The sequence below is a fragment of the Chiayiivirga flava genome (assembly GCF_014202825.1).
Taxonomy (GTDB): Bacteria; Pseudomonadota; Gammaproteobacteria; order Xanthomonadales; family Xanthomonadaceae; genus Chiayiivirga; species Chiayiivirga flava.
The window spans coordinates 905,158-929,372 of record NZ_JACHHP010000002.1 but is presented as its reverse complement, the minus strand read 5'-3'; the positions used below and the strand labels follow the sequence as shown (position 1 = coordinate 929,372).

At 69.3% G+C, this 24,215-nt stretch carries 19 protein-coding genes; 9 read left to right on the top strand and 10 right to left on the bottom strand.

All coding sequences use genetic code 11. From position 1 onward, the window contains the following. Positions 1-14: 14 nt before the first annotated feature. The 8 genes from ubiE to HNQ52_RS08285 form a co-directional block, all read right to left on the bottom strand. Positions 15-776 carry a bifunctional demethylmenaquinone methyltransferase/2-methoxy-6-polyprenyl-1,4-benzoquinol methylase UbiE gene (gene ubiE, locus HNQ52_RS08320; RefSeq protein ID WP_183960635.1) on the bottom strand — a complete coding sequence of 254 codons (762 nt, stop codon included), beginning with the start codon at positions 774-776 and terminating at the stop codon, positions 15-17. 7 nt (positions 777-783) lie between these two features. Next, on the bottom strand, positions 784-1,542 hold the full coding sequence (locus tag HNQ52_RS08315; RefSeq protein WP_183960634.1) for a glycosyltransferase family 2 protein: 759 nt from the start codon (positions 1,540-1,542) through the stop codon (positions 784-786). After that, positions 1,539-2,792 carry an O-antigen ligase family protein gene (locus tag HNQ52_RS08310; protein ID WP_183960633.1) on the bottom strand — a complete coding sequence of 418 codons (1,254 nt, stop codon included), beginning with the start codon at positions 2,790-2,792 and terminating at the stop codon, positions 1,539-1,541. Before HNQ52_RS08310 ends, HNQ52_RS08315 begins: the two co-directional genes overlap by 4 nt. After that, positions 2,779-3,876: a glycosyltransferase gene (locus HNQ52_RS08305; protein WP_183960741.1), complete on the bottom strand. Its 1,098-nt coding sequence runs from the start codon at positions 3,874-3,876 to the stop codon at positions 2,779-2,781. Before HNQ52_RS08305 ends, HNQ52_RS08310 begins: the two co-directional genes overlap by 14 nt. A gap of 32 nt (positions 3,877-3,908) precedes the next feature. Beyond that, positions 3,909-4,097 carry a zinc-finger domain-containing protein gene (locus HNQ52_RS08300; RefSeq protein WP_183960632.1) on the bottom strand — a complete coding sequence of 63 codons (189 nt, stop codon included), beginning with the start codon at positions 4,095-4,097 and terminating at the stop codon, positions 3,909-3,911. A gap of 537 nt (positions 4,098-4,634) precedes the next feature. After that, on the bottom strand, positions 4,635-5,210 hold the full coding sequence (locus tag HNQ52_RS08295; RefSeq protein WP_183960631.1) for a YceI family protein: 576 nt from the start codon (positions 5,208-5,210) through the stop codon (positions 4,635-4,637). A 130-nt stretch (positions 5,211-5,340) separates the two neighbouring features. Next, a complete protein-coding gene (locus tag HNQ52_RS08290; RefSeq protein ID WP_183960630.1) occupies positions 5,341-5,970 on the bottom strand; it encodes a malonic semialdehyde reductase in 630 nt (209 codons plus the stop codon). A gap of 210 nt (positions 5,971-6,180) precedes the next feature. Continuing rightward, positions 6,181-6,888 carry a pirin family protein gene (locus tag HNQ52_RS08285; protein WP_183960629.1) on the bottom strand — a complete coding sequence of 236 codons (708 nt, stop codon included), beginning with the start codon at positions 6,886-6,888 and terminating at the stop codon, positions 6,181-6,183. Between the two features lie 86 nt (positions 6,889-6,974). Here HNQ52_RS08285 and HNQ52_RS08280 point away from each other — a divergent pair, with 86 nt between their 5' ends. The 6 genes from HNQ52_RS08280 to HNQ52_RS08255 all read left to right on the top strand — a co-directional run bounded on the left by HNQ52_RS08280 (position 6,975) and on the right by HNQ52_RS08255 (position 17,564). Next, positions 6,975-7,892 carry a LysR family transcriptional regulator gene (locus HNQ52_RS08280; protein WP_183960628.1) on the top strand — a complete coding sequence of 306 codons (918 nt, stop codon included), beginning with the start codon at positions 6,975-6,977 and terminating at the stop codon, positions 7,890-7,892. A 361-nt stretch (positions 7,893-8,253) separates the two neighbouring features. Beyond that, the gene (locus HNQ52_RS08275; RefSeq protein ID WP_183960627.1) at positions 8,254-9,207 is read left to right on the top strand and encodes a mitochondrial fission ELM1 family protein; all 954 of its coding nucleotides are present in this window, start codon (positions 8,254-8,256) and stop codon (positions 9,205-9,207) included. A 367-nt stretch (positions 9,208-9,574) separates the two neighbouring features. Further along, positions 9,575-10,795 (top strand): putative DNA modification/repair radical SAM protein, encoded by a 1,221-nt coding sequence (locus tag HNQ52_RS08270; protein WP_183960626.1) that lies wholly within the window; start codon positions 9,575-9,577, stop codon positions 10,793-10,795. Next, positions 10,788-12,284, top strand: coding sequence for a UdgX family uracil-DNA binding protein (locus HNQ52_RS08265; protein WP_183960625.1), 1,497 nt, complete (start codon positions 10,788-10,790; stop codon positions 12,282-12,284). Before HNQ52_RS08270 ends, HNQ52_RS08265 begins: the two co-directional genes overlap by 8 nt. A gap of 137 nt (positions 12,285-12,421) precedes the next feature. Further along, a complete protein-coding gene (locus tag HNQ52_RS08260; RefSeq protein ID WP_183960624.1) occupies positions 12,422-15,238 on the top strand; it encodes a choice-of-anchor Q domain-containing protein in 2,817 nt (938 codons plus the stop codon). Between the two features lie 49 nt (positions 15,239-15,287). After that, positions 15,288-17,564 (top strand): TIGR03032 family protein, encoded by a 2,277-nt coding sequence (locus HNQ52_RS08255; protein ID WP_183960623.1) that lies wholly within the window; start codon positions 15,288-15,290, stop codon positions 17,562-17,564. 18 nt (positions 17,565-17,582) lie between these two features. On the opposite strand, the gene HNQ52_RS08250 is transcribed toward HNQ52_RS08255, so the two are convergent. Then, the gene (locus tag HNQ52_RS08250) at positions 17,583-18,485 is read right to left on the bottom strand and encodes a CE1 family esterase (protein ID WP_183960622.1); all 903 of its coding nucleotides are present in this window, start codon (positions 18,483-18,485) and stop codon (positions 17,583-17,585) included. Between the two features lie 196 nt (positions 18,486-18,681). Between HNQ52_RS08250 and creB the strand changes: the two genes are divergently transcribed. The 3 genes from creB to HNQ52_RS08235 all read left to right on the top strand — a co-directional run bounded on the left by creB (position 18,682) and on the right by HNQ52_RS08235 (position 22,733). Further along, complete coding sequence (gene creB, locus HNQ52_RS08245; RefSeq protein WP_183960621.1) at positions 18,682-19,362, top strand: two-component system response regulator CreB; 681 nt, start codon at positions 18,682-18,684, stop codon at positions 19,360-19,362. Between the two features lie 13 nt (positions 19,363-19,375). After that, positions 19,376-20,833 carry a two-component system sensor histidine kinase CreC gene (gene creC, locus HNQ52_RS08240; RefSeq protein WP_183960620.1) on the top strand — a complete coding sequence of 486 codons (1,458 nt, stop codon included), beginning with the start codon at positions 19,376-19,378 and terminating at the stop codon, positions 20,831-20,833. 334 nt (positions 20,834-21,167) lie between these two features. After that, positions 21,168-22,733 (top strand): POT-type proton-dependent oligopeptide transporter, encoded by a 1,566-nt coding sequence (locus HNQ52_RS08235; RefSeq protein WP_183960619.1) that lies wholly within the window; start codon positions 21,168-21,170, stop codon positions 22,731-22,733. A 125-nt stretch (positions 22,734-22,858) separates the two neighbouring features. Here HNQ52_RS08235 and HNQ52_RS08230 read toward each other — a convergent pair whose 3' ends face one another. Continuing rightward, entirely contained in the window at positions 22,859-24,052 is a 1,194-nt protein-coding gene (locus HNQ52_RS08230) for an amidohydrolase family protein (protein ID WP_221281977.1), read from the bottom strand. Between the last annotated feature and the right edge of the window lie 163 nt (positions 24,053-24,215).

Genomic DNA, 24,215 nt, shown 5'->3' with positions numbered 1-24,215 from the left:
GGACACGGACACTTTCAGACGCGGTAACCGCTGTGGATCGCGCAGATGCCGCCGGAGAGGTTGCGGTACTCGCAACGCGCGAACCCCGCCGTCTCCATCATCCTGCGCAGTTCGTCCTGCGGCGGGTGCTTGCGGATGGATTCGGCCAGATACTGGTACGAATCCGCGTCGCCCGCGAACAGGCGCCCGAGCCGTGGCAACACCTTGAACGAGTGGAAGTCGTACACCGGCCGGAACCACGCAGGCTTCACCTGCGAGAACTCCAGCACCAGCGCCCATCCGCCGATCTTCAGCACGCGATGCATCTCGGCCAGCGCGCGCTGCTTGTCGGTGACGTTGCGCAGGCCGAACGCAATCGTGACGAGATCGAAACTCGCGTCCGGAAACGGCAGCGCTTCGGCGTTGAGTTGCGTCCAGTCGAGCCCGCGCACGAGGCCGCGGTCGGTCATGCGGTCCCGCCCCACGGTCAACATCCCCGCATTGATGTCCCCGACGACCACCGACCCGGTTTCGCCCACGCGCTCGTGCAGCAGTGCCGCGATGTCGCCGGTGCCACCGGCGAGGTCCAGCACGCGGTCGCCGCGCTTCACGCCCGAGGTGGCGACGAAGTAGCGCTTCCACACCCGATGGATGCCGAGCGACATCAGGTCGTTCATCAGGTCGTACTTCTGCGCCACCGAGGTGAAGACCTCGCCGACGAGTTTCTGTTTCTGCGCGCGCGGAACGTCGCGGAAGCCGAAGTGGGTGGTGTCGCCGGCGGGGTCGTTGGTGGTCATGCGGCGATTATCGCACCGGATCGCGCCGGGCCGCTTCCAGTACCTTGGCGTACTTGAGGAACGCGTAGAACGCCTGTGTGCGCGCCGCGAAGTAGCCCGCCCAGCCGTTGAGGAAGTAGCGCTTGCCGACGTAGAGCCTGAGGAAGGCGAACGGCGGGTACAGCAGCAGGCGCAGCGCGACGAAGCGGACTCGCTTGCCGCGCTTGTGATCGACCAGGCCGGTGGAATAACGATTGACCTTGTCGACGCGGGTCGCGAGATCGGGCTCGCCGTAGTGGCGGAACGGCGCGTCGAGATCGACCACGGTGCCGTCGACTTCGGGCGCCGCATGCACCGGCACCGCGTTCATGCGGCCGCGACTGCGGCGGAACAGGCGCAGCTGCCAGTTTGGCCGCGTCGCCGGATGCGGCCAGCGCCAGAACAGCCACTCGTGCCGCGGCAGGCGGTAGCCGTCGGCGCGCGGTGCGGCGAGTTCGCGCTCGATGGCGGGACGCGCGTCGGGCGCGAGCGATTCGTCGGCGTCGAGCAGCAGGATCCAGTCGTGCGTCGCCTTGTCGATGGCCGACTGCTTCTGCGGACCGTAGCCTTTGAACGGTTCCACGACGATGCGTGCGCCGAACCCGGCGGCGATGGTGCGCGTGGCGTCCGTGCTGTCGGAATCGAGGAGCACGATTTCCTCGCACCAGACGAGGCTGTCGAGGCAGGCGCGCAGCGTTGCCGCATTGTTGAAGGTGGTGACGACGGCGCTGATCGGTGGCCGGCTCATCCGTCGCCCTCCGGCGCGGCCAGCAGCGCAAGCCAAGCGGCGAGCAACAACATCAGCAGCAAGCCCCAGACGCTCGAATACATCGCGTAATGCGTGTTGATCGGAAACAGCGCGGCGCACAGGGCATACGCCGCCGGCGCCGCACGTCCGCGCGCGGCAGCGGTGGCGGTAAACCATGCGCGCAACGCGGCGAGCGCGCCGAGCAGCCACGCCAGCAGGCCGAACGCACCGGTTTCGCTCCAGACCTCCAGCAGCAGCTGGTGCGCGTGCAGCGCGCCGGTGCCGTCGCGCACCCACCGGTCGCCGTCGGCGGCGTGCGCGGGATACGCATGGCGGAAGGCGCGCACCCCGACACCGTTGATCGGATGCGCCGCGCCCATCGCGAGCGCGGTGTGCCAGATCGGCACGCGGCCGGACAAGGCGTGATCGATCGCGGCGCTGTCGCCGGTGAAGGCAGCCGCGGTGCGGTCGACGCGCGCGGCGAAGCGGGGCGATGCCGCGTAGCTCGCAACACCCGCGGCCGCGGCGATCAGCAGCGCCGCGGCCGCGGCGAGCAGGCCGCGCCGTGGCCCGAGCGCACGCCAGCACACCAGCGCAAACGCGATCGCGAGCACCAGCCACGCCGCGCGCGCGCCGGCCAGCAGCACCACCACGAGCAGCGGCACCAGGGCCAGCGCAAGACCGCGCGCGCGGCCGCGCGTCCACGCGAACCACAGTCCGAACGTGGCCAGTGCCGCGACCGCGCCGCCGAGCTTGAGATTGTCGTCGCCGAAGATGCCGCTGAGGCGATCCACCGTGCCTGCGCCGCCCAGGCTCCAGCCGGTGAGTGCCTGCACCAGCGCATCGGCGCACCACAGCGCCAGCACCGCGGCGATGCCACCGACGAGCCGCGCCGCGTCGCGCGGTGCGCGGCAGGCCGTCGCGGCGAACAGCAGGAACGGCAGATAGCGCAGATCGCTCGCCACTTCGAGCCAGCTCTTGCGCGGCGCGACGCTGTCGACGGCGGACACGAGCTCCGGCAGCCAGTACGCGCCGAACAGCAGCAGCGCGAGACGTGCGTACGGCGTGCGCAGCAGGCCCGGCGCGCGCGCCACATCGATCGTGCCGACGATGGCACCGATCAGCAGCGGCAGTTCGCCCAGCCGGCCGAACGGCAGCAGCAGCGGCACCGCAACCAGCAGCCAGACGCGCCACGGCCGCGCCACGGCGTGGTCGGCGACGGCGATCGGCGTCTGCTCAGCCGCGCGCATCGGTGACCTCGGCGTACAGCGCCAGCGTGGCGGCCTGCATCGCGGCCAATGTCGTGCCGGTGTACGGCGGCACGGACGGCGGCGCGTCGAGCAGCGCGGCGGCACGCCGCGCCAGCGCGTCGATGTCGGCGGGCGGCACACGTCCGGCGGGAAAGTGCGCGGCCAGCACGTCGCCGACGCCGCCGTGGTCCCAGCCCAGCACCGGACGCCCCAGGCTCAACGCTTCGGCCACGGTGCGGCCGAAGGCTTCTGGCTTGTTCGAGAGCTGCAGCACGAGCGCGGAGATCGCGAGCACCTCGCGCACGTCGCGCCGCGGCGGCGACAGCACGACGGCATCGGCGATGCCCAGTTCGCCCGCGAGCGCGGAGAGTTCGGCGACGTAGCGTTCCCGACCCGGCTCGGCCACGCCGAGCAGCAGGCCGCGCACGTCGCGGCCGTCCTTGCGCAACCGTGCGATCAGCTGCAGCGCATCGTGGTGGCCCTTGAGCCGCGTGCCGCGTCCGGGCAGGGTCAGCAGCGTGCCGCCGGCGAGGCGCGGGTGGTCGGCGAGAAACGTTTCGCGCCACTGCGCATCCGGCCGGAGCCCGCGCGGGAACTGCGCCGGATCGATGCCGCGCCGAATCACGCGCAGGCGCCTCGGATCGCAGCCCGGATAGTGCCGCAACACGTGCGTGCGCACCGTGTCGGACACGCAGATGACGCGCTCGCCGTACGTGAGGATGGCGCTATAACGGCCCGGCGAATTGAGACCGTGGATGGTCGACACCACGGCAGGTTTCGACGCACGCAATCCACGCCGCGCCCACCACACCAGCCACGCCGGCAGGCGCGAGCGCACATGCACGATGTCCGGCCGCTCGCGCGCCAGCAGCCGGCGCAGCGCGCGCACCTGCAGCAGGGTCGCGAGCGACTTGCGCCCGAGATCGAGGGTGACATGCGTGCTGCCGCCGCGTTCGAGCTCGGCCACGCGATCGCCGCCCGCGGACACCACCAGCGAACGGTGCCCGGCGGCCACCAGCGCGGCCGCAATCTCCAAGGTGGAACGTTCGACCCCGCCGGTGCCCAGCGCCGGCAGCACCTGCATCACGGTCAGCGCGCGCGGCACGCGCGGCGCGATCAGTCGATCAGCACGTACTGCGCACCGCAGTACGGACACTTGGCCGAGCCGCTCGCCTCGACCGGGAGATACACCTTCGGATGCGAATTCCACAGCGCCATCGCCGGCATCGGGCACGACAGCGGCAGGTCGGCGCGGGTGACTTCGTAGCGCTGCTGCGCGTTGGCCTGGAGGGCGGCGTGGGACATGGGATCGCGCGGTGTGCTGGGTGGGGCGGGATTGTAGCGCGGGTGGGGTTGCGCGGGGATCGGGGCGGCGACGGGAGCAGGGTGGTGCGAGGCCGAACCCGCATCACCTGCGTTCGGCGGCAGCTGATTCTCGTCCGGGGGGACGGACACTCATCTGCTCCGGTGCAGCCAGCGCCTGCAGGCCGGCGCCTGTCGCCAGAGCAAGGAAATGTCGATGCGTTCCTTCTCCCTGCGGGAGAAGGTGCCGGCAGGCGGATGAGGGCGCCACCCGCACGCTGCCTCGAACTGGCGGCCATTGCGCGTCCGATGCAGCACGACGACACGAAGCAGAGCAGGCTCGCACCAATGTTCGCAAGCCCTGACGTGGCTCGCCCTCATCCGCCTGCCGGCACCTTCTCCCGAGGGGAGAAGGATCGGGCTCACGGCTCTTCGCAAGAGCGGGGCGTTCCGGCACGCCCGAAGGCGCGCCGGAATTCCGACCGCGGTCATCCAGCCCCGATCAGTCCCATCTGGACCCGATCACCCGCACCTGACCGATCACTCGGCCAGGGCTTCCGCCGTGATCGACAGCTTCACGTCGTTGCCGGTCGCCTGCGCGTACTGCTCGATGCCGAACTTCGTGCGATCGATCGTGCCGACCGCGTCGAAACCGGCCGCCGGCTTCTTCTTCATCGGATGTTCGGACACGGTGTTGACGGTGACGTCAAACGTGGTCGGCAGCGTGACGCCATGAATGGTGAGATCGCCGGTGACCTTGAGCTTGCCGGTGCCGGCCTCTTCGACCTTGGTGCTCTTGAACGTGGCCTCGGCGAATTTGGCCACGTCGAGGAAATCGTCGGCCTGGAGGTGCTGGTCGAGCTTCGGGACGCCGGTGCTGACGCTGGCGGTGTCGACCTTCACCTCGACCGAGGACGCCGTCACGTTCGACGGATCGTACGTGATCGTGCCTTCGAGGCGGTCGAAGCGTCCGGTGATGTTCGAGTAGCCGAAGTGGCTGTAGGTGAACTGCACCTGGGCGTGGGTCGGGTCGATCGTGTACACGACCGGCGCGGCGACGGCCGGCAGGGTGAAGAGCGTGCCGAGGACGGCGGCGGCGAGGAGGCGGGTGTTCATGGCGTGACTCCGGTTGACGGGTTGAGGGTGGAGCAAGAGCTGGGAACGAGTGGAGAGGAGTGAAAAGAGAGAGAGAGCGGTCGTTTCGATGCGGCGTTCACTCGTTTCTCCCTGCTCGTTTCCCGTTTTGCTAGACGACCGCGCAGGCCTCGTCGAACGACAGGCGTGGGCTGCGCGGCATCAGGCTGGCACGGTTGCCGTAGCCGATATTGCACAGGAAGTTCGACTTGACCCGCGTGCCGGCAAAAAATTCCCGGTCCACGGCGGCGTTGTCGAAGCCGGACATGGGGCCGGTGTCGAGCCCGAGCGCACGCGCGGCGAGGATGAGGTAGGCACCCTGCAGCGAGCCGTTGCGCAGCGCGATGGTGTGAAGTTCGTCCTGCGGTTTGGCATCGAACCAGGACTTGGCGTCGGTGTGCGGGAACAGGTACGGCAGCTTCTCGAAGAAGGCCAGGTCCATGCCGACGATGGCCGTGGCCGGCGCTTCGACGGTGCGGACGCGGTTGCCGTCGTCGAGCAGCGGCGCAAGCCGTGCCTTGGCCTGCGGCGAACGCACCCAGACGACACGCATCGGCGACATGTTGGCCGAGGTCGGGCCCCATTTGGCGAGCTCCCAGACCTGGCGCAGCTGGTCGTCGCTGACCGGGCGGTCGAGCCAGGTGTCGTGGGCAAAGCCGAAGGTGCGCGCGTGGCGGAAGAGCTGGTCGAGGGCGGGGTCGGCGATGGGGGTGTTTTGCGTGGTGGTGGACTGCGTGGACATGGAACACGAACTCCTTCGGATCACTCCGCCACGTCATTCCCGCGAATGCGGGAATCCAGTGACTTTGCTTGGTTTTGATGTCTTACGGTAAGAACAAAGGCGCTGGATTCCCGCATTCGCGGGAATGACGATTGTGAGGTTGGCCCAGTGGTGTGTCGCCTCGGGCGGTGACAGGCCTACCTGTCACCGAATCAATGGATCGGTGAAAAATCACGGCACCAGATCGAACAGATACAACTCCGTCCCATCCGCCACCGCCGATACGTTCACCGCCGTTTCCCCGACGATGGCTGCACCATCGCCAGCATTCAACGTATTTTCGCCGACGCGAACACTGCCCGCAGCCACCTGCAGCCACAGCTTCCGATTCAGGGCCGCGGCGTAATCCAGCGACTCGCCCGCATCCAGCACCGTCCCGAACAGCCGCGCATCCTGCCGGATACTCAACGCACCGTCGCTGCCGTCCGGATTCACCAGCGGCAGCCAGCGCCCGCGACGGTCCTCCAGCGGAAACATCGTCTGCGCATACCCGGGGGCAGTGTTCTCGCGGTCGGGCATGATCCAGATCTGCAGGAAGTGCACCGGCCTGTCCTTGTCGCCGTTGAACTCGCTGTGCTGGATGCCCGAGCCTGCGCTCATGCGCTGCACCTCGCCCGGCACCAGCGTCTGCACGTTGCCCAGGCTGTCCTTGTGCGCCAGGGTGCCGTCGAGCACGATCGAGATGATTTCCATGTTGCGGTGGCTATGTGGCGCGAAGCCGCCGCCGGCGGCGACCTTGTCCTCGTTGATCACGCGCAGCGGGCCGAAGCCCATGTGGCGCGGGTCGTAGTAGTGGCCGAAGGAGAAGGTGTGGCGGCTGTCGAGCCAGTCGAGCCGGGTCGGGCCGCGGGTGTCGGAGGTGCGTACGGTGATATTCATGGCGCCCAGTCTATGGACGCATCTGGCGTACGATAAGCCCGATTGGATCGAATTCCTCGTTCGATCCGCGTGAACAGTGGGCACCGATGGACCATCTCGCCAGCATCCGCACCTTCCTGCGCGTCGCCGACGTGGAGAGCTTCTCCGAAGCCGCGCGCCAGCTCGGCCTGCCGAAGTCGCTGGTGACGCGCCGCATCGGCCAGCTCGAAACCGCGCTCGGCACGCCGCTGCTGGTGCGCACCACGCGGCGCGTGCGGCTGACCGAGTCGGGCGCGCTCTATCGGCAGCGCGTGGCGGGGCTGGTGGAAGAACTCGACGCGCTCGAAGGCAACCTCTCGGAAGACCAGCTGCGCCTGCGCGGCCTGCTGCGCGTGTCCAGCCCCACCGCGTTCGGCATCATGGCACTGCGCCCGGCGCTGGACGAATTCCTACAGTCGCACGCGGATCTCACGCTCGAACTCGTGCTCAACGACCAGCCCGTGAATCCCGCCGAAGAAGGCTACGACGTCGTCATCACCGACCGCGCCGCGATCTCCGGCCAGTTCCAGGAAGAACCGCTGTTCCGCTTCGACCTGATCCTCTGCGCCTCGCCCGGCTACCTCGCACGCCGCGGCACGCCGCAGGTGCCCGCCGACCTGCGCGAGCACGACTGCATCCAGTACCTCTACCACGAGAGCGGCCACGAATGGCGTTTCCGCCTCGGCGACGACACCGTGCGCGTGCTGGTGCATCCGCGCCTGTCGAGCAACAGCGGCGCGGTGATGCGCGACTCGGCGCTGGACGGGTGCGGCATCGCGACGTTGCCGCACTTCCTCGTCGCGCAGCACCTGCTCGACGGCACGCTGGTCGAAGTGCTGCCCGGCTACGCGCTGCCGCAGCCGACGATGAAGGCGGTGCTGCCGCGGCGGCGCGAGGTGGTGCCGAAGAGCCGGCAGCTGGTCGAGTTCCTCAAGGGCAAGATGATGAATCTGTGTGCGGCGCGTGGGGCGCTGCGGGTGCGGTGATGGGACGGCTTGATCGGCGCGTTGCTGGCACGGCGCTGTCCCGTGGGGCGCTGTCCCGTTGGGCGCTGGCACGTTGTCTCGCCTGCTCGCGGCAACGCCCGCGCTCCTCGCAACGAAGCCAGCGTCGATCCTTTCCTGCCGCACCCTCCCATCCGTCGTCCCGGCGAAAGCCGGGACCCAGTGACGTTTCCTGGTTTTGCGCGCGACCGACGCGAGCAGAGCAACGCCACTGGGTCCCGGCTTTCGCCGGGACGACGGTGAGGAGGTTTGCGCTGACCTGCCCGATTCGCTGGACTGCGGTCGGACTGCGCAGCGACGATCTTCATTTCGTCGATGTTCCCCGAGCAGCGGCTCCGCAGCGATGAGCATCTCGCCCACCGCCTGGGTCATCACCGACGGCGCGGCCGGCAACGAAAAGCAGGCCCTCGCACTGGCCGCGGCGCTCGACTGCCCATCGGTGACGATACGACTCGCCACGTCGGCGCCATGGCGCTGGGCTGCACCGCACCTCATCCCGCCACAGGCGGCCACGTTCGGCCCATCCGTCGCCACCCATTTCGACAGCGAACCACCCCGCCTCGCCATCGGCTGCGGCCGCCAGGCCGCACTCGCGCTGCGCTGGCTCAAGCGCCGCCACGGCAACACCATCCGCACCGTGCAGATCCTCGACCCGCGCATCGACCCGCGCCACTTCGACGCCGTCGTCGTTCCCGAACACGATGCGTTGCGCGAGCCCAACGTGCTGACCACGCTCGGCGCCCTCAACGCCATCGACGATGCGTGGCTCGCACAGGCCCGCGACGCCTGGCCCACGCTGCGCGCGCTGCCGTCGCCGCGCACCGCGGTGCTGCTCGGCGGCCCCACACGCGCCTACGCCCTCGACCGCGCCGCGTGGGCGGCACTCGCCGCGCAACTGCGCACGCAGCACGCACGCGACGACGGCAGCCTGCTCGTCACCACCTCGCGGCGCAGCCCCGACTGGCTGCGCCGCGCCGCGCGCGCCGACCTCGCCGACCTGCCCGGCGTGCAGTGGCACGGCGACACCGACGGCCCGAATCCCTACGCCGGCATGCTCGCCATCGCCGACCGCATCGTCGTCACGCCCGACTCCATCAACCTCGTCAGCGAAGCCTGCGCCACGCACGCCGCCGTGTGGGTTCCGGACATCGCCGCCGTGCGCGGCAAGACCGAGGCTTTCCTCGCCGACCTCCTCGCACGCCAGCGCATTGCCGCGCCGGGACGCGACACCGATCGCACGCCGCTGCGGGAGACCGCACGCATCGCGGCCGAGCTTCAGTCCAGATTACTGCGCTGATCCACGCCATCGAAGGGCAAAACAAAGCAATCCTTCTCCCCGCGGGAGAAGGTGCCCGGCAGGGCGGATGAGGGCGAGCCGGTCCGCACTGCCCTTGACCGATCACCTGGCCGCAGACACAGAGCTCAGCAGGCAAATCCCGCATCGAATCCTGCCGGGTGGCGCCCTCATCCGCCCTGCCGGGCACCTTCTCCCGCGGGGAGAAGGAAACGCTTTCACATCGTTGCAACCTGCAACATCCGAAGCGCGTCTTCCGCACGTAGAACTACCGACGCTTGCCATCCCGCACCGCGTCGCCACATCTGAGACACCCCCACGCTTTCCTCGTCGATCCGCTCCCGCGGATCACGACCAGCCGCGCGAATCCATGGACATCCCCACCAAACTCGCCATCCTCGCCGACGCCGCAAAATACGATGCCTCCTGCTCCTCGAGCGGCGGGCCGAAGCGCGATGCCGGCAAGGGCGGCCTCGGCTCCACCGGCGGCGCCGGCATCTGCCATTCCTACGCACCCGACGGCCGCTGCATCTCGCTGTTGAAGATCCTGCTGACGAACTTCTGCCTCTACGACTGCACCTACTGCATCAACCGCCGCAGCAGCAACGTGCAGCGCGCGCGTTTCACGCCCGAAGAAGTCGTCGAACTCACGCTCTCGTTCTACCGCCGCAACTACATCGAAGGCCTGTTCCTGTCGTCGGGCATCATCCGCAACCCGGACTACACGATGGAACAGGTGGTCGAGGTCGCTCGCAAGCTGCGCGTCGAGCACCGCTTCCGCGGCTATATCCACCTCAAGACGATCCCGGACGCGTCGCCCGAATTGCTCGCCGCCGCCGGCAAATACGCCGACCGCCTCAGCATCAACGTCGAACTCCCGACCGAACACGGCCTCGCCGCCCTCGCACCGGAGAAAAACCTGCGCGACATCCGCGGCGCGATGGGCCGCATGCGCCTGAAGATCGACGAGGCCAAGGAGGAAAAAAAGGCACCGCGATTCGCCCCCGCCGGCCAGAGCACGCAGATGATCGTCGGCGCCGACGCCGCCACCGACCGCGACGTGCTCGCCAGCAGCACCAACCTCTACGCCAACTACCAGCTCAAGCGCGTCTATTACTCGGCCTTCAGCCCGATCCCGGATTCGGCCTTGTCGCTGCCGCTGAAGCCGCCGCCGCTGATGCGCGAGCATCGCCTCTACCAGGCCGACTGGCTGCTGCGTTTCTACGGCTTCGATGTCGAGGAGATCGCACCGAGCGGCGAATCGCCGATGCTCTCGCTCGACATCGATCCGAAACTCGCGTGGGCGCTGCGCCACCGCGACCTGTTCCCTGTCGACATCAACCGCGCCGCGAAGGAATCGCTGCTGCGCATCCCGGGCCTGGGCGTGCGCAACGTCAAGCGCATCGTGCAACTGCGCAAGCTGCAGCAACTGCGCCTCGACGACCTCGCGCGCCTGCGCGCACCGCTGCGCAAGATGCTGCCCTTCATCATCACCGCCGACCACACGCCCGGCCTGCGCGACGAAGACACCTCCACGCTGCGCGCCCGCCTCGCACCGCCGCCGAAGCAGGGCGGCCTGTTCGATGCCTGAGCAGCGCCGCGTCGTCGCGCTGCAGTTCCACGCCAGCGCGAACGAATGGCGGGAGCATGCGCGCGCGCTGCTCGCCGACGACGTGCCGCCCGAAAACATCGACTGGGTCGGCCCGGACGACCGCGGCCTGTTCGACACCGCGCCCGCCGACGTTCCGACACACACCTCGACCGCGCATTCCCCGTCCCCGTCGCCCCGGCGAACGCCGGGGCCCAGCGACGTTGCTCGTGCATCCCGCACCACCCCGCGCGTCCCACGCGACTTCGTCGACGCCCTCCCGTGGTTCCTCTCCCACAGCGACCCGCAGCGTTTCGCCCTCGCCTACCGCATGCTGTGGCGCATCGTGCACGGCGAACCCCGCCTGCTCGAACGCATCACCGACCCCGACGTCTTCCGCCTGCGCGACATGCACTCCGCCGTGCGCCGTGACCACCACAAGATGAAAGCCTTCGTCCGCTTCCGCGAAATCGACGCCGGCGACGGCGCCCCCGCCTTCATCGCCTGGTTCGAACCGACGCACTACATCGTCGACCTCGCGTCGACCTTCTTCGCCAAACGCTTCACCTCGATGCGCTGGTCCATCCTCACGCCCTACCGCAGCGTGCACTGGGACGGCGACGCCCTGAACTTCACCCCCGGCGCCTCGAAATCCGACGCCCCCGACGACGACCGCCTCGAAGCCCTGTGGCGCACCTACTACGTCAACATCTTCAACCCCGCGCGCCTCAAGACCGATGCTATGCAGCGCGAGATGCCGGTGAAGTACTGGAAGAACCTGCCCGAAGCACAGCTGATCGCCCCGCTGGTCCGCGACGCCTCGCGCCGCATGGACGCGATGGTCGACGCCGCTCCGACACAACCGCGCAAACGTTTTCCCGCACCGGCGCCGCTGCCGCAACCGATCGCCGCCGACGACCTCGACGCGCTGCGCATCGCCGCGCGCGCCTGCCGCGCGTGCCCGCTCTGGGAACCCGCGACGCAGACCGTGTTCGGTGAAGGTCCGGAGGATGCGGAAACGGTGCTGATCGGCGAGCAACCCGGCGACCAGGAAGACCTGGCCGGCCGCCCGTTCGTCGGCCCTGCCGGACAGGTGCTCGACCGCGCGCTCGGCGAACTCGGCCTGCCGCGCGAAGCGATGTACCTCACCAACGCGGTGAAGCATTTCAAGTTCGAACCGCGCGGCAGGATGCGGTTGCACAAGCGCGCGTCGGTGGCGGAGCAGAACGCGTGCCGGCACTGGCTCGACGCCGAGATCCGGCGCGTGAAGCCCAGGCGCATCGTCTGCCTCGGTGCGACGGCGGCGCAGGCCGTGTTCGGACGCGACTTCGCCCTGCTGCGCGAGCGCGGCCGGTGGATCGAGCTGGACGCGCACACGCGTGCGTTCGCGACGGTGCACCCGTCGTATCTGCTGCGGTTGCCGGCGCACGAGCAGGACGCGGGCTACGCCGCCTTCGTGCGGGACCTGGCGCTGTTGCGGGACGCCGCCTGACGCGCACCGCCGGGGCGCCGCCCCCCGCACGGAGGGTGGCGCCGCGCGATGCGCTCTTGCTACGATCCTCGGCGAGGTCCGTGCCGGCCATGGGGCGCCGCGCACGGTTCAGACTGCCTCGTCACCAGGGGATCACGATGTCGAAGACCGACTCCGGGCGCGACGCCAGTGCGTCGAATCCGCGCGCGCGCGGGCGCGCCACGCTGGCCGCCGCCGCGGCGCTGACCGCCGCCGACGCGCTGCTGGCCCAGCATGCGTCCGCGGCCACCTTCGAGGTCAATTCGCTCGCCGACGGCCCGGCCGATGCCTGCGACGCCACCTGCACGCTGCGCGACGCGATCACGCTCGCCAATGCCGATGCGGCGGCCGACACGATCGAGTTCAGCGCCGGGCTCACCGGCACCATCGTGCTGGCCTCCGAGATCCCGGTGCAGCAGCCGCTGACCATTGCCGGTCCCGGCGCCGCACAACTCGCGCTCAGCGGTGGCGATGCCAACCGCATCCTCAACATCGACACCGACACCCCCGGCGATGCCATCGGCATCTCGGGCCTGACGCTGCAGGACGGCCTTGCCACCGGCGACAACGGCGGCGCTATCCTGTCGTCCGACGTAAGCCTGACCCTGACCGATCTCGTCTTGTCCGGCAGCCACGCCGATGGTGCCGGCGGCGCGCTGGCGATGAACGACGGCACCCTCGTGATGTCGCGCTGCCGGATCGAGAACAATTCGGCCGGCTACATCGGCGGCGGCATCGGCTTCGACGGCTTCTCCGGCGGCAGCAGCACCGGCATCACGATCAGCGACTCGATCATCAGCGGCAACACATCGGTCGCGTCCGGCGGCGGCATCGCGCTCTACGACGTCTACACCGGGCCGGTGCGCGTGGAACGCAGCACCATCAGCGGCAACACCACCACCGGCGGTGGCGGCGGCAAGGGCGGCGGCGTTGCCGACGGCGGCGGCCTCTGGATCGAGGACGCCTACGACGCCACCACCGTGCATCTCGTTGATTCCACATTCAGCGGCAACACGGCGGCCGGTGCCGGTGGCGGCATCTCGTTCGGCGAAAACTTCTATGCGCTGAACGAGGTGGTCAACAGCACCATCGTCGGCAATACCGCGGAGGCCGGCGGCGGCATCAATTTTGCCGACATCGACAGCAAGACCGGCGACACCTTCGTGCTGCGCAACTCCACCGTGACCGGCAACACCGCAACGGCGACCGCCGGCGGCGTGCTGCGTGGCTACAGCAATCCCTACAGCAACACGAACACGGAGCTTGCGATCGTCAGTTCGGTGATCGCCGACAACACCGCGCCGACGGCGCCGGACATCGGTACCAGCGGCGAGGTGACGGGCGAGCTCACCATCGGCCACAGCCTGGTGCGCGACCTCGTCGACGTGGTCTATACCGAAGCGCCGGCCGGCAGCGTGCTGACCGGCGTCGATCCGCTGCTCGGACCGCTGGCAGACAACGGCGGGCCGACGCTCACGCGCCTGCCGCAGCCGGGAAGCCCGCTGCTCGATGCCGGCCTCGCCGGCGACCTCGTCACCGACCAGCGCGGCGAGACCCGCACCATCGACGTCGCCGGCATCGACAACGCCGCCGGCTCCGACGGCACCGACATCGGCGCGGTCGAAGCCTTCGTCAACAGCGCGCCCGTGCTGTCGGACGTGGCCGCGAGCAGCCCGATCGACGAAGGCGGCAGCACCACGCTGACCGGCACCATCACCGATGCCGACAGCGGCGACGGCTTCACGCTGACGGTCGACTGGGGCGACGGCACGAGCGAGGACTTCACCTACCCCGCCGGCACCACGGCGTTCAGCGAAACCCACGCCTATCCGGACGACAACCCGACCGGCACGCCGAGCGATGTCTATGCCATCGCGCTGTCGATCGACGACGGCGCCGGCGGCACGGACACCGCCGACACCAGCACCACGGTGCAGAACGTCGCGCCGACGCTGACCGCGGTCACCGCGTCCGGGCCGCTGCAGGCCGGCGACACCACCACGCTGGCGGGCAACATCGGCGACGTCGGCATCGAGGACAGCTTCACGCTGTCGGTGGACTGGGGCGACGGCAACAACAGCGTCTTCAACTATCCCGCCGGCACCACGGCGTTTTCCGAAACCCACACCTACGCCACCGAAGCGCCGGGCGGCAGCTACGACATCGCGCTGACGCTGCAGGACGACGACGGCGGCAGCGTCCCCGGCGCCGCGTCGGTGGCCGTGAGCAACGCACCGCCTCTGCTGTCCTCGCTCGCGACGAGCGGCACCATCGACGAAGGCGGCGTCGCGACGCTCACCGGCGAGATCGCCGACACCGGCGGCGAGGCGCTGACGTTGACCGTCGACTGGGGCGACGGCAGCAGCGACACCTACGACTACCCGGCCGGCACCACGTCCTTCAGCGAAACCCACGCCTATGCCGACGACAATCCAAGCGGCACGCCGTCGGACGTCTACGCAATCGAGGTCACGCTCGAGGACGACGGTGGCGGTTCGGCCAGCGGAACGACCGCGGTCACTGTTGACAACGTGGCGCCGACGCTGTCCGACGTGGCGATCTCGCCCGCGCAGCCCGATGCCGGCGTGCCGGCGACGCTGTCGGGCACGATCGCGGACGTCGGCGCGCAGGATAGCTTCGAGCTGGTGATCGACTGGGGCGACGGCCAGACCTCGACCCTGCCGCTCGCCGCCGGCGCCACGGAATTCTCGACCGCGCACACCTACGCCGACGCCGGCGACGTGCTGGTCGCGCTCACGCTGGAAGACGACGACACCGGCACGGCCAGCGACAGCCTGACCTTCATCGTGGCCGGTGGCGCAACGACGCCGCCGCCGGCGGTCCCCAACGTGATCCCGACACTCGGCGCCGGCGGGCTCGTGACGCTGGTGCTGCTGCTGGTGGCGGTCTCGAAGGTCGCGCTGCGCCGTCGCTGACGGCGCCGTCGCACCCGCGGCGCGGGGCCGCCCGCGCCGCACGACGCGCATGGACGCACTGTCGAGCCAGTTCACGCCCACATTCCCGGCCCTGCTGCGGCAGGCCGGCATGGCGCTGGCCGTGTCCACCTACCAGGCCGGCAAACTCGTGCTGCTGCGCGCGCACGACGACGGCCTCAATACGCACTTCATCGGCATGCGGCGGCCGATGGGCATCGCGGTCGGCGGCAACGATCGCCTCGCGATCGGCGACGCGACCCGCGTGCAGTTCTTCCGCAACGTGCCGGCCGTGGGCCGCAACATCGACGACGGGCGCTGCGACGCCGCCTACCTGCATCGCGCCACCCACGTCACCGGCGACATCGACGGCCACGAGATGGTGTTCGACGACGCCGGTACGCTGTGGCTGGTCAACACGCGCATGTCGTGCCTGTGCACGCTGTCGCCGGAATTCAGCGTGGTGCCGCGCTGGACGCCGCCCTTCATCACCGGCTACGACCTGCTCGACCGTTGCCACCTCAACGGCCTGGGCCTGCGCGACGGCGCACCGCGCTATGTCACGCTGCTCGGCGCGAGCGACAGCCCCGGCGGCTGGCGCGCGCACAAGGCCGATGGCGGCCAGCTCCTCGACATCACCGACGACAGCGTGCTCGCGCGCGGCCTGTGCATGCCGCACTCGCCGCGCTGGCACCGCGGCCAGGTGTGGTTCCTCGATTCGGGCGAAGGCGCGCTCAAGCGCATCGAGGCCGACGGCAGCATCGCCACGGTGTGCGAACTGCCGGGGTTCACGCGCGGACTCGACTTCGTCGGACGCTACGCGCTGGTGGGCCTGTCGAAGGTGCGCGAGACCGCCTCGTTCGCCGGCCTGCCGCTGACGCGCCGCGTCGGCGAGCGGCGCTGCGGCGTCTACCTCGTCGACATCGACGCCGGCAGCATCGCCGGCTTCCTGCACTTCACCGGCGACGTGCAGGAAATCTTCGACGTGAAACTGCTGCCGCACCGCCATCCGGCCCTGGTCGAAGCGGACGCGGCGCTGCTCGCGACCTCGTTCGAACTGCCGCAGGCGGCGGTAGCGCGCGTGGTGCAGACCGAACCGCTGCTCGAACGCATGACGGCGGCGGCGCGGCTGTTCGCTGCCGGGCGGCACGACGACGCCATTGCCGCCTACCGCGCCATCGTCGACGAATCACCCGGCCACCTTCCGGCGCGCCTGCAGCTCGGCCTCGCGCTGGTGCACACCGCGCGCTGGGACGCCGCGCGCGAAGTGCTTGCGGCGCTGGTCGCGCGCGATCCCGACCATGCCGATGCACACAACAGCCTCGGGCTCTGCCTTGCCCGGCTCGGCGAGCACGAGCACGCCCTCGCCTGCCTCGACCGCGCACTGGCCATCGATCGCGAATTCGCGCTGGCGCACGTCAACCGCGCGCTGCTGTTGCTCGCCACCGGCCGCCACGCCGACGGCTGGCGCGACTACGCGTGGCGCACGCAACTGCCGTCGTTCGCACCGCTGCGCTGCGCGCAACCGCAATGGCAGGGCGAGCCGATCGCGGCGCAGCGCCTGCTGGTGCATGGTGAACAGGGCCTGCGCGAACAGATCTTCGGCTGGCGCTTCCTTGCCGCCGCACGTGCGCGCTGCCGCGAGCTGATCTACGTCGGTGCGCCGCCGCTCGCCGCACTTGCGGCGCAGGTCGCCGGCGTCGACGAGAGCCGCGCCGCGGACGCGATTCCGCGCGACCGCTTCGACGTGTTTTCGCCGCTGCTCGACCTGCCCCGCTGCCTCGGCCTCGCCGACGGCGATGTCGGCCTCGTGGCGACACAGGCGCGCTACGTGCAGCCGCCGGCCCATCTCCGGCCGCGCACGCTGCGCGGCGCACGCCGCGTCGGCATCGCGTGGCGCGACGGTGCGGGTGTCCCGCTGCCGCTCGAAGCACTGGCGGCGGCGCTCGCCGTCGACGGCATCACGGCCTTCAGCGTGCAGCCCGCGCCGTCCGCTACGGAGCTCGATGTGTTGCGCACGGCCGGCATCGAGAACCTGGAGCCCGAGTTGCACGACCTCGCGCACACCGCCGCGATGCTCGACCGGTTCGACCTCGTGATCGGCGCCGACACCGCCACGGTGCATCTGGCGTGTGCGCTCGGCATCGCGACGTGGATCGTGCTCGACGAGGATCCTGCCTGGATGTTCGGCACCGTCGGCGAGCGCACGCCGTGGTATCCGACCGCGCGCCTGTTCCGCCGCGCCCGCGGCAAGGGTTGGGACACCGTCATCGAACGCGTGCGCGACGCGTTGCAGGCCTGGCGGTCGGCGACGCCCGCCCCGGACTGAACTGCGCCGCACACCCTGTCACGGCAAGCGCTGGAATGGGCAGAGCCACTGCCAGGTCTGCGCGAGCTGCTGTGCGGTGTAGGTGTGACCGCCGGCAAATTCCACGTAGCGCAATGTCGCCGCCTCGTCCCAGCCGGCGGCGAGGAAGCGCACGCGATCGTCGCGCACGTACGGCAACAGGCCGTCACCGGTGCCGACCTGCAGCGACAGCGGAATCGGACGCGACGCGCCGCCCAGCAACGCGCCGCAGGCCGGCTCCGAGAGACCGGCGCAGGCAAGCGCATCAAGCGCCCCGGCGGCCACCGCGTAGCCGGCGAAGTCCTGTTCGGTCAGCGCAGGGAAATACGGACCGAGCATCAGATCGTGCAGCACGTGTCCGCCTGCGGAAAATCCCCAGGCATGCCGACGCGAACGATCGACGTTGTAGCGCGCCTCCACATCGGCGATCGCCGCGGCGATCACGTCGTAGTCCGACACGCCTGGCGGCGCGATCCAGCCACCCGACGCGCCGGAGGCCACCGGCGCCACCGTGATGAACCCCGCGTCGTCGCCGATCGCGCCCCACGCCGTGCGCAATTGCTGCGCGGCCGTGTCCGCCGCCGCGGGACTGCCGGCCGCACCATGCAGCACCACGAGCAGCGGCGCGGGCCGTGCCGGATCGAGTTGCGACGGCACGTGCAGATGGATGCTGCGGTTGCCGATGCCCGGCACCGCGATGACACGCGTGGTCGCCCCGACAGCGCCGCCGCTGCCGTTCGACGCGTCGCGCACGATGGCAGTGTCGCCTTCGAGCCCGTCGGCGAACAGCGCGAACGGCGACGTGCACACATGGGCAGGCAGTCGAAGCGTCGTCGCGGCGAATGCCGGCGCCGACGACATGGCCAGCGCGACGGCAACCACTCCTGCGGCAATCCTGGGCATCGCGGCGATCCTTTCCCTCGACACCGAAACCTCGGCACGTCGACCACATGATCGCCCTGCACGCAGCCTCAGGCAAAACCGCGTTGCCGGCGGGCGCTGCCGCCCGACCGCCACACGCATGGCATGCGCCGCCCCGCGGCCGCCCGAACCTTCCTCTATCCTCGTGCCACCTGCCCGGCAGCACAACCCCCGCCCCATGCCCCGCCTGCTCCTCGTCGAAGACGAACTCGCCATCGCCGACACCGTGCTCTACGCCATGGCCGCCGACGGCATCGCGGCCGACCACGTCACGCTCGGCGCCACCGCGCTGGCGAAGCTGCGCGCCGATGCCTTCGACGTGGCCGTGTTCGACGTCGGCCTGCCCGACATGACCGGCTTCGAACTGTGCCGCGAGGTGCGCCGCTTCGCTTCGCTGCCGATTCTGTTCCTTACTGCCCGCGGCGGCGAGATCGATCGCGTGGTGGGACTGGAGATCGGCGCCGACGACTACGTGGTCAAACCGTTTTCGCCGCGCGAACTCGTGGCGCGCGTGCGCGCGATCCTGCGCCGCGTCGCACCCGAGCCCGCGTCGCAGTCCGCGCACATCGGTCCCTTCCAGCACGACCGCGCCGGCCTCGCCGTCCGCTACGCCGGCACGCCGCTCGCGCTCACGCGCTACGAATACCTGCTGCTGGCCGCCCTGCTCGCCCGCCCCGGCGCCGTGCTCTCGCGCGAGCGGCTGATGGACGACGTGTGGCGCGACGCGCCCGACACCACCGACCGCACCGTCGACGCCCACATCAAGACCCTGCGCGCCAAACTGCGCGCCGTGCGCGACGACCTCGACCCGATCCGCACCCACCGCGGCCTCGGCTACTCGCTGACGCTCGACGCCTGACGCGGGCGCACGCATGAACATCGGCCTGCGCGTGCTGCTCGGCTACTTCCTCATCGTCGGCCTCGCCGCGCTGCTGGTGACGCGCGTGTTCGTGCAGGAGGTAAAGCCCGGCGTGCGGCAAGCGATGGAGGACACCCTGGTCGACACCGCGCACGTGCTGGCGCGGCTGGCCACCGCGGATTTTCTCGCCGGCCGCATCGCCGACGGCGACTTCGCGCGCGATCTGCGCGCGATCGGTGCCGGACGCGTCGACGCCGAGATCTGGCAGCAACGCAAGCGCAGCATCGACTACCGCGTCTACATCACCGACGCAAAAGGTATCGTCGTGTTCGACTCGAGCGGACGCGACGTCGGCGCAGACTACTCGCGCTGGAACGACGTGTTCCTCACGCTGCGCGGACGCTACGGCGCGCGCTCGAGCCGCAGCGATCCGGCCGACGAAGCCTCCACCGTGATGTACGTCGCCGCGCCGATCAAGGACGGCGAACGCATCGTCGGCGCGCTCACCGTCGCCAAGCCCAACGCCGCGATGCAGCCCTTCATCGCGCGCAGCGAGGCGACGGTGCGGCGCTGGGGCCTGGTGCTGATGGGCGGCGCGTTCGTGATCGGACTCGCCATCACCGGCTGGCTGTCGCGCGCGCTCGCGCGGCTCACGGCGTATGCGCGTGCAGTCGCGGACGGACAGCGCGTGGCGGCACCGGGCGGCGCCGGCGAGATCGGCGAACTCTCGCGCGCGCTCGAACGCATGCGCGCGCAGCTCGACGGCCGCGACTACGCCGAACGCTACGTGCACACGCTCACGCACGAAATGAAAAGCCCGCTGGCGGCCATCCGCGGCGCGGCGGAATTGCTCGACGACCTCGGCATGCCGCCGGACGCACGCGCGCGCTTCACCGGCAACATCCGCACCCAGGCGGCACGGCTGACGGCCCTGATCGACCAGCTGCTGGCGCTCGCGGAGCTGGAACAGCGCCCGGCGCTGGCGCGTGTCGAGGACATCGACGCGCTGGCGCTGGTGCCCGACGTGATCGCGACGTTCGAGCCGCGTCTTGCGCACGAGGGAAAACGCATCGAGCTCGTCCCGCTGCCACGCGACGGCTCCGCAGCAACGCGCCCGCCGCTGCGCGGCGACGCCTTCCTGCTGCGGCAGGCGCTGACCAACCTGCTAGACAACGCGCTGGATTTCAGTCCCGCCGGCGCGCTGGTGACGCTTGAGCTGGAGCAGGCCGAGGTGTCGACGATATTCCGGGTGGTCGACACCGGCCACGGTATTCCCGAGTACGCGCGCGAGCGCGTGTTCGAGCGCTTCTACTCGCTGCCGCGACGCACGGACGGGCCGCGCAGCAGCGGGCTTGGTCTGTGCTTCGTGCGGGAGATTGCGGAACTGCATCATGGCGGCGTAACGCTCGACAACCGCGCCGACGGTGTCAGTGGCGCCGTTGCCACGCTAAGGGTCCCGCTGCGGTCGTAGTGCGCCTGCCTGGCGCCCAACCCCACCCCCCGTCGTCCCGGCGAAAGCCGGGACCCAGTGACGTTTTTCAAGCTTCGGAACCAATCGGAAAACAAGGAGCAGCGCCGCTGGGTCCCGGCGTTCGCCGGGACGACGGAGGTGGTCGCGCTCCCGGGCGGCATCGCGCAGTCGAGGAAGAAACACGCCCACACCGGTGCCACCACACGCTGCGCCAAAGCGAGCCCGCCGCACGCCACACCGTTGCACGCGCACGACCACGTGCAAGCCGCGGGCTGCATCGTCCGCCCACAGCACATAGAATCGGGAATTCATTCGCCCCGCGTTCAGGATTCCCATGCCGCAAGCCAAACCCGCCGCCGAGCGCATGCCGCGCCAGATCGGTTTCATCATCGGCAACGAGGCCTGCGAGCGTTTCAGCTTCTACGGCATGCGCAACATCCTGGTGCAGTTCCTCATCACGTCCACGCTGCTCTCGTACATCCTCGACGGCACCGAACGCGAGCTCGCCGCCAAGGACCTGATGCACAGCTTCATGATCGGCGTGTATTTCTTTCCCCTCATCGGCGGCTACGTCGCGGATCGGTTCTTCGGCAAGTACAACACCATCCTCTGGTTCAGCCTCGTCTACTGCGCCGGGCACGCCTGCCTTGCGATGTTCGAGGACAACCGCGCAGGCTTCTTCACGGGCCTCGGCCTCATCGCCTTCGGCGCCGGCGGCATCAAGCCGCTGGTCGCGTCGTTCATGGGCGATCAGTTCACGCAGGCGAACAAGCATCTGGCGAAGATCGTGTTCGACGCGTTCTACTGGATCATCAACTTCGGCTCGCTGTTTGCGTCGCTGCTGATGCCGCTGTTCCTCAAGAACTACGGCCCGTCGGTGGCGTTCGGCATTCCGGGCATCCTGATGTTCATCGCCACGCTGGTGTTCTGGCTCGGACGCAGGAACTATGTGCTGGTGCCCCCGGCCACCGTGGCGGACCCGAATTCGTTTTCCGCCGTGGTGCGCACCGCGCTGCTTGCGCAGCGCCCGGGCGAGGGTCGCATGGGCCTGTGGATCGCGATCGCGGGCATCGTGCTGGCGGTGGCGTCGTTTGCACTGATCCCGTCGATGGGTTTCGTCATCAGCGCGTGCATCGCGCTGGTGATGGTGCTGCTCGGCGTCGGCGGCGGTGCCTACCTGCAGCTCGATCGCGCGCGCGGCGTGCATCCGGACACCGCGGTGGAAGGCGCGCGCAGCGTGTTGCGCATCCTCGTGATCTTCGCGCTCACCACGCCGTTCTGGTCGCTGTTCGACCAGAAAGCGTCCACGTGGGTGATCCAGGGCACGCAAATGACCAAGCCGGACTGGTTCGTCGCCTCGCAGATGCAGGCGCTGAACCCGGCGCTCGTCATGATCCTGATCCCGTTCAACAACCTCGTGCTGTATCCGATGCTGCGCCGCATGGGGTACGAACCGACGGCATTGCGCCGCATGACCGTCGGCATCGTCTTCAGCGCACTCGCGTGGATCGTCGTCGGCGGCATCCAGGTGGCGATGGATACGGGCAACGCGATGTCGATCGTCTGGCAGGTGCTGCCGTACGCGCTGCTGACGTTCGGCGAAGTGCTGGTCTCGGCCACCGGCCTCGAATTCGCCTACAGCCAGGCGCCGCAGGCGATGAAGGGCGTGATCATGAGCTTCTGGAACCTCACCACTACCATCGGCAACCTGTGGGTGCTGCTGGCGAACGCCGCGGTGCGCAACGATGCGGTGACCGGATCGATCGCGACCACCGGTCTCAGTACCGCGGCCTTCCAGATGTTCTTCTTCGCGGCGTTCGCGCTGGTGGCGGCGCTGGCGTTCGGCTTGTATGCGAGACGCTATCGCGAGGTAGACAACTACCGAGCGGTGGAGATGTAGCGGTTTCGTGACTGCACGGCGTGCGCGCCATCACTGCGATGGCGCGCCACCGCACATGCACTGCACGCACCACCAGCAGCTGTCCCCGGAAACGTGGACCCCGTTTGCGGCCTCGCTGCGCAACATCAGTCCGACGCGGGTTTCGCCGGCTTCCGGTCGTGGTCCCTGGCGATGTCCGCCTCGCTCAAGCGCAGGAACCGCGCCGCGTTGTTGTAGAGGATGTCGCGCTTGTCTGCGGCAGACAGGAAGGTCGCGGTGTCGATCGCCTCGATGCTCTCGCCGATGAAATCCGGCCAGTACATCTGATCCGATCCGAACAGGATCCGCTTGACCAGGCCGGCGTCGACCATGCGTCGCAGTGCGGCGTGGAACTGCGCCCGCGGAAAGCTGCCGGCGTTGCACGCCACGTCCACGTACAGGTTGGGATGCGTGAACATCATCGCGATCATCTCGTCGACCATTGGCGAGCCGTAGTGCATCACGTAGATGCGCAGGCGCGGATGCTTGCGCAGCACGTCTTCGAGCAGGAACGGCGAGCCCAGGCTGGCGCGGTAGGTCTCGTAGCCCGGGATGCGCGCGGCCGCGGGCGGGCCTTCGCCCAGATGCACCGCCACCGGAATGTCGAGCTCCTCGGCCAGGGCAAAATAGGGTTCGTAGCGCGAGTCGTCGGGACGGTGGCCGCGGTACTGCATGTAACCCTCGCCGAGCACCGCCAGCTTGCCTTCCGCATGCAGCTTGCGAAGTTCGGCGATGCTCCTGTCCTGTCGGGTTCCGAACTCGACGCCCGGGATCAGTCGGTGTCCGCCCTCGGCCTTTCGCCAGTCGTCGACCCGTTCGACCGGACCCGAGGTCACCGCGCGCCGCACGTTGTGCTTGCGCAGCGCGGCCAGCGAACGGTCGCGCAGATCGGCGTCGTCCTTTGCGGCGAAGATCGGCCGCTTGCAGGTGGCGAAACTGCCGAAGTCGACCTCGGCGCGAGGATCGATCGTCGGAACCAGCACGTGCTGGTCGCCCGGACAGGCGGGCACGCCCGGCGGAAACTCGTCCATCGCATAGGCGTGGAGGTGCATGTCGATGACCGGGAGCCGCTCGCGCGCAACAACCGGCGCTGCAAGGAGCGCCATCAACAGCGCGAGGTGGATGGACTTCATGGAGTCACCTTCGAGCCGGGGGAGGTTTCTCGGCGTTGTGCGTTCAAGCTCAAAATCATTGGAGTCTACCGGTTGGCTTCGTGGGCTTTTTGCGACATTGCCCGGATGCCGGCATTTAACTGACGCTGATCCGTGCACGACACGTTGGCAGCCCGGGGTCAGTGGCAACCTGAGTCAGAGCGCAGTTCCGAGCCGGTGCCGTAAAAACTTGCGCTGGCCCCAGTTCCCGAATTGATGCCAAAATGGCTCGCCGGGCAATTCAAATACCTGTAAGTCACTCTGAGACCGTTTTTCTAATCTCGCGCCGACGACAACACCAGGGAGAGCGGTC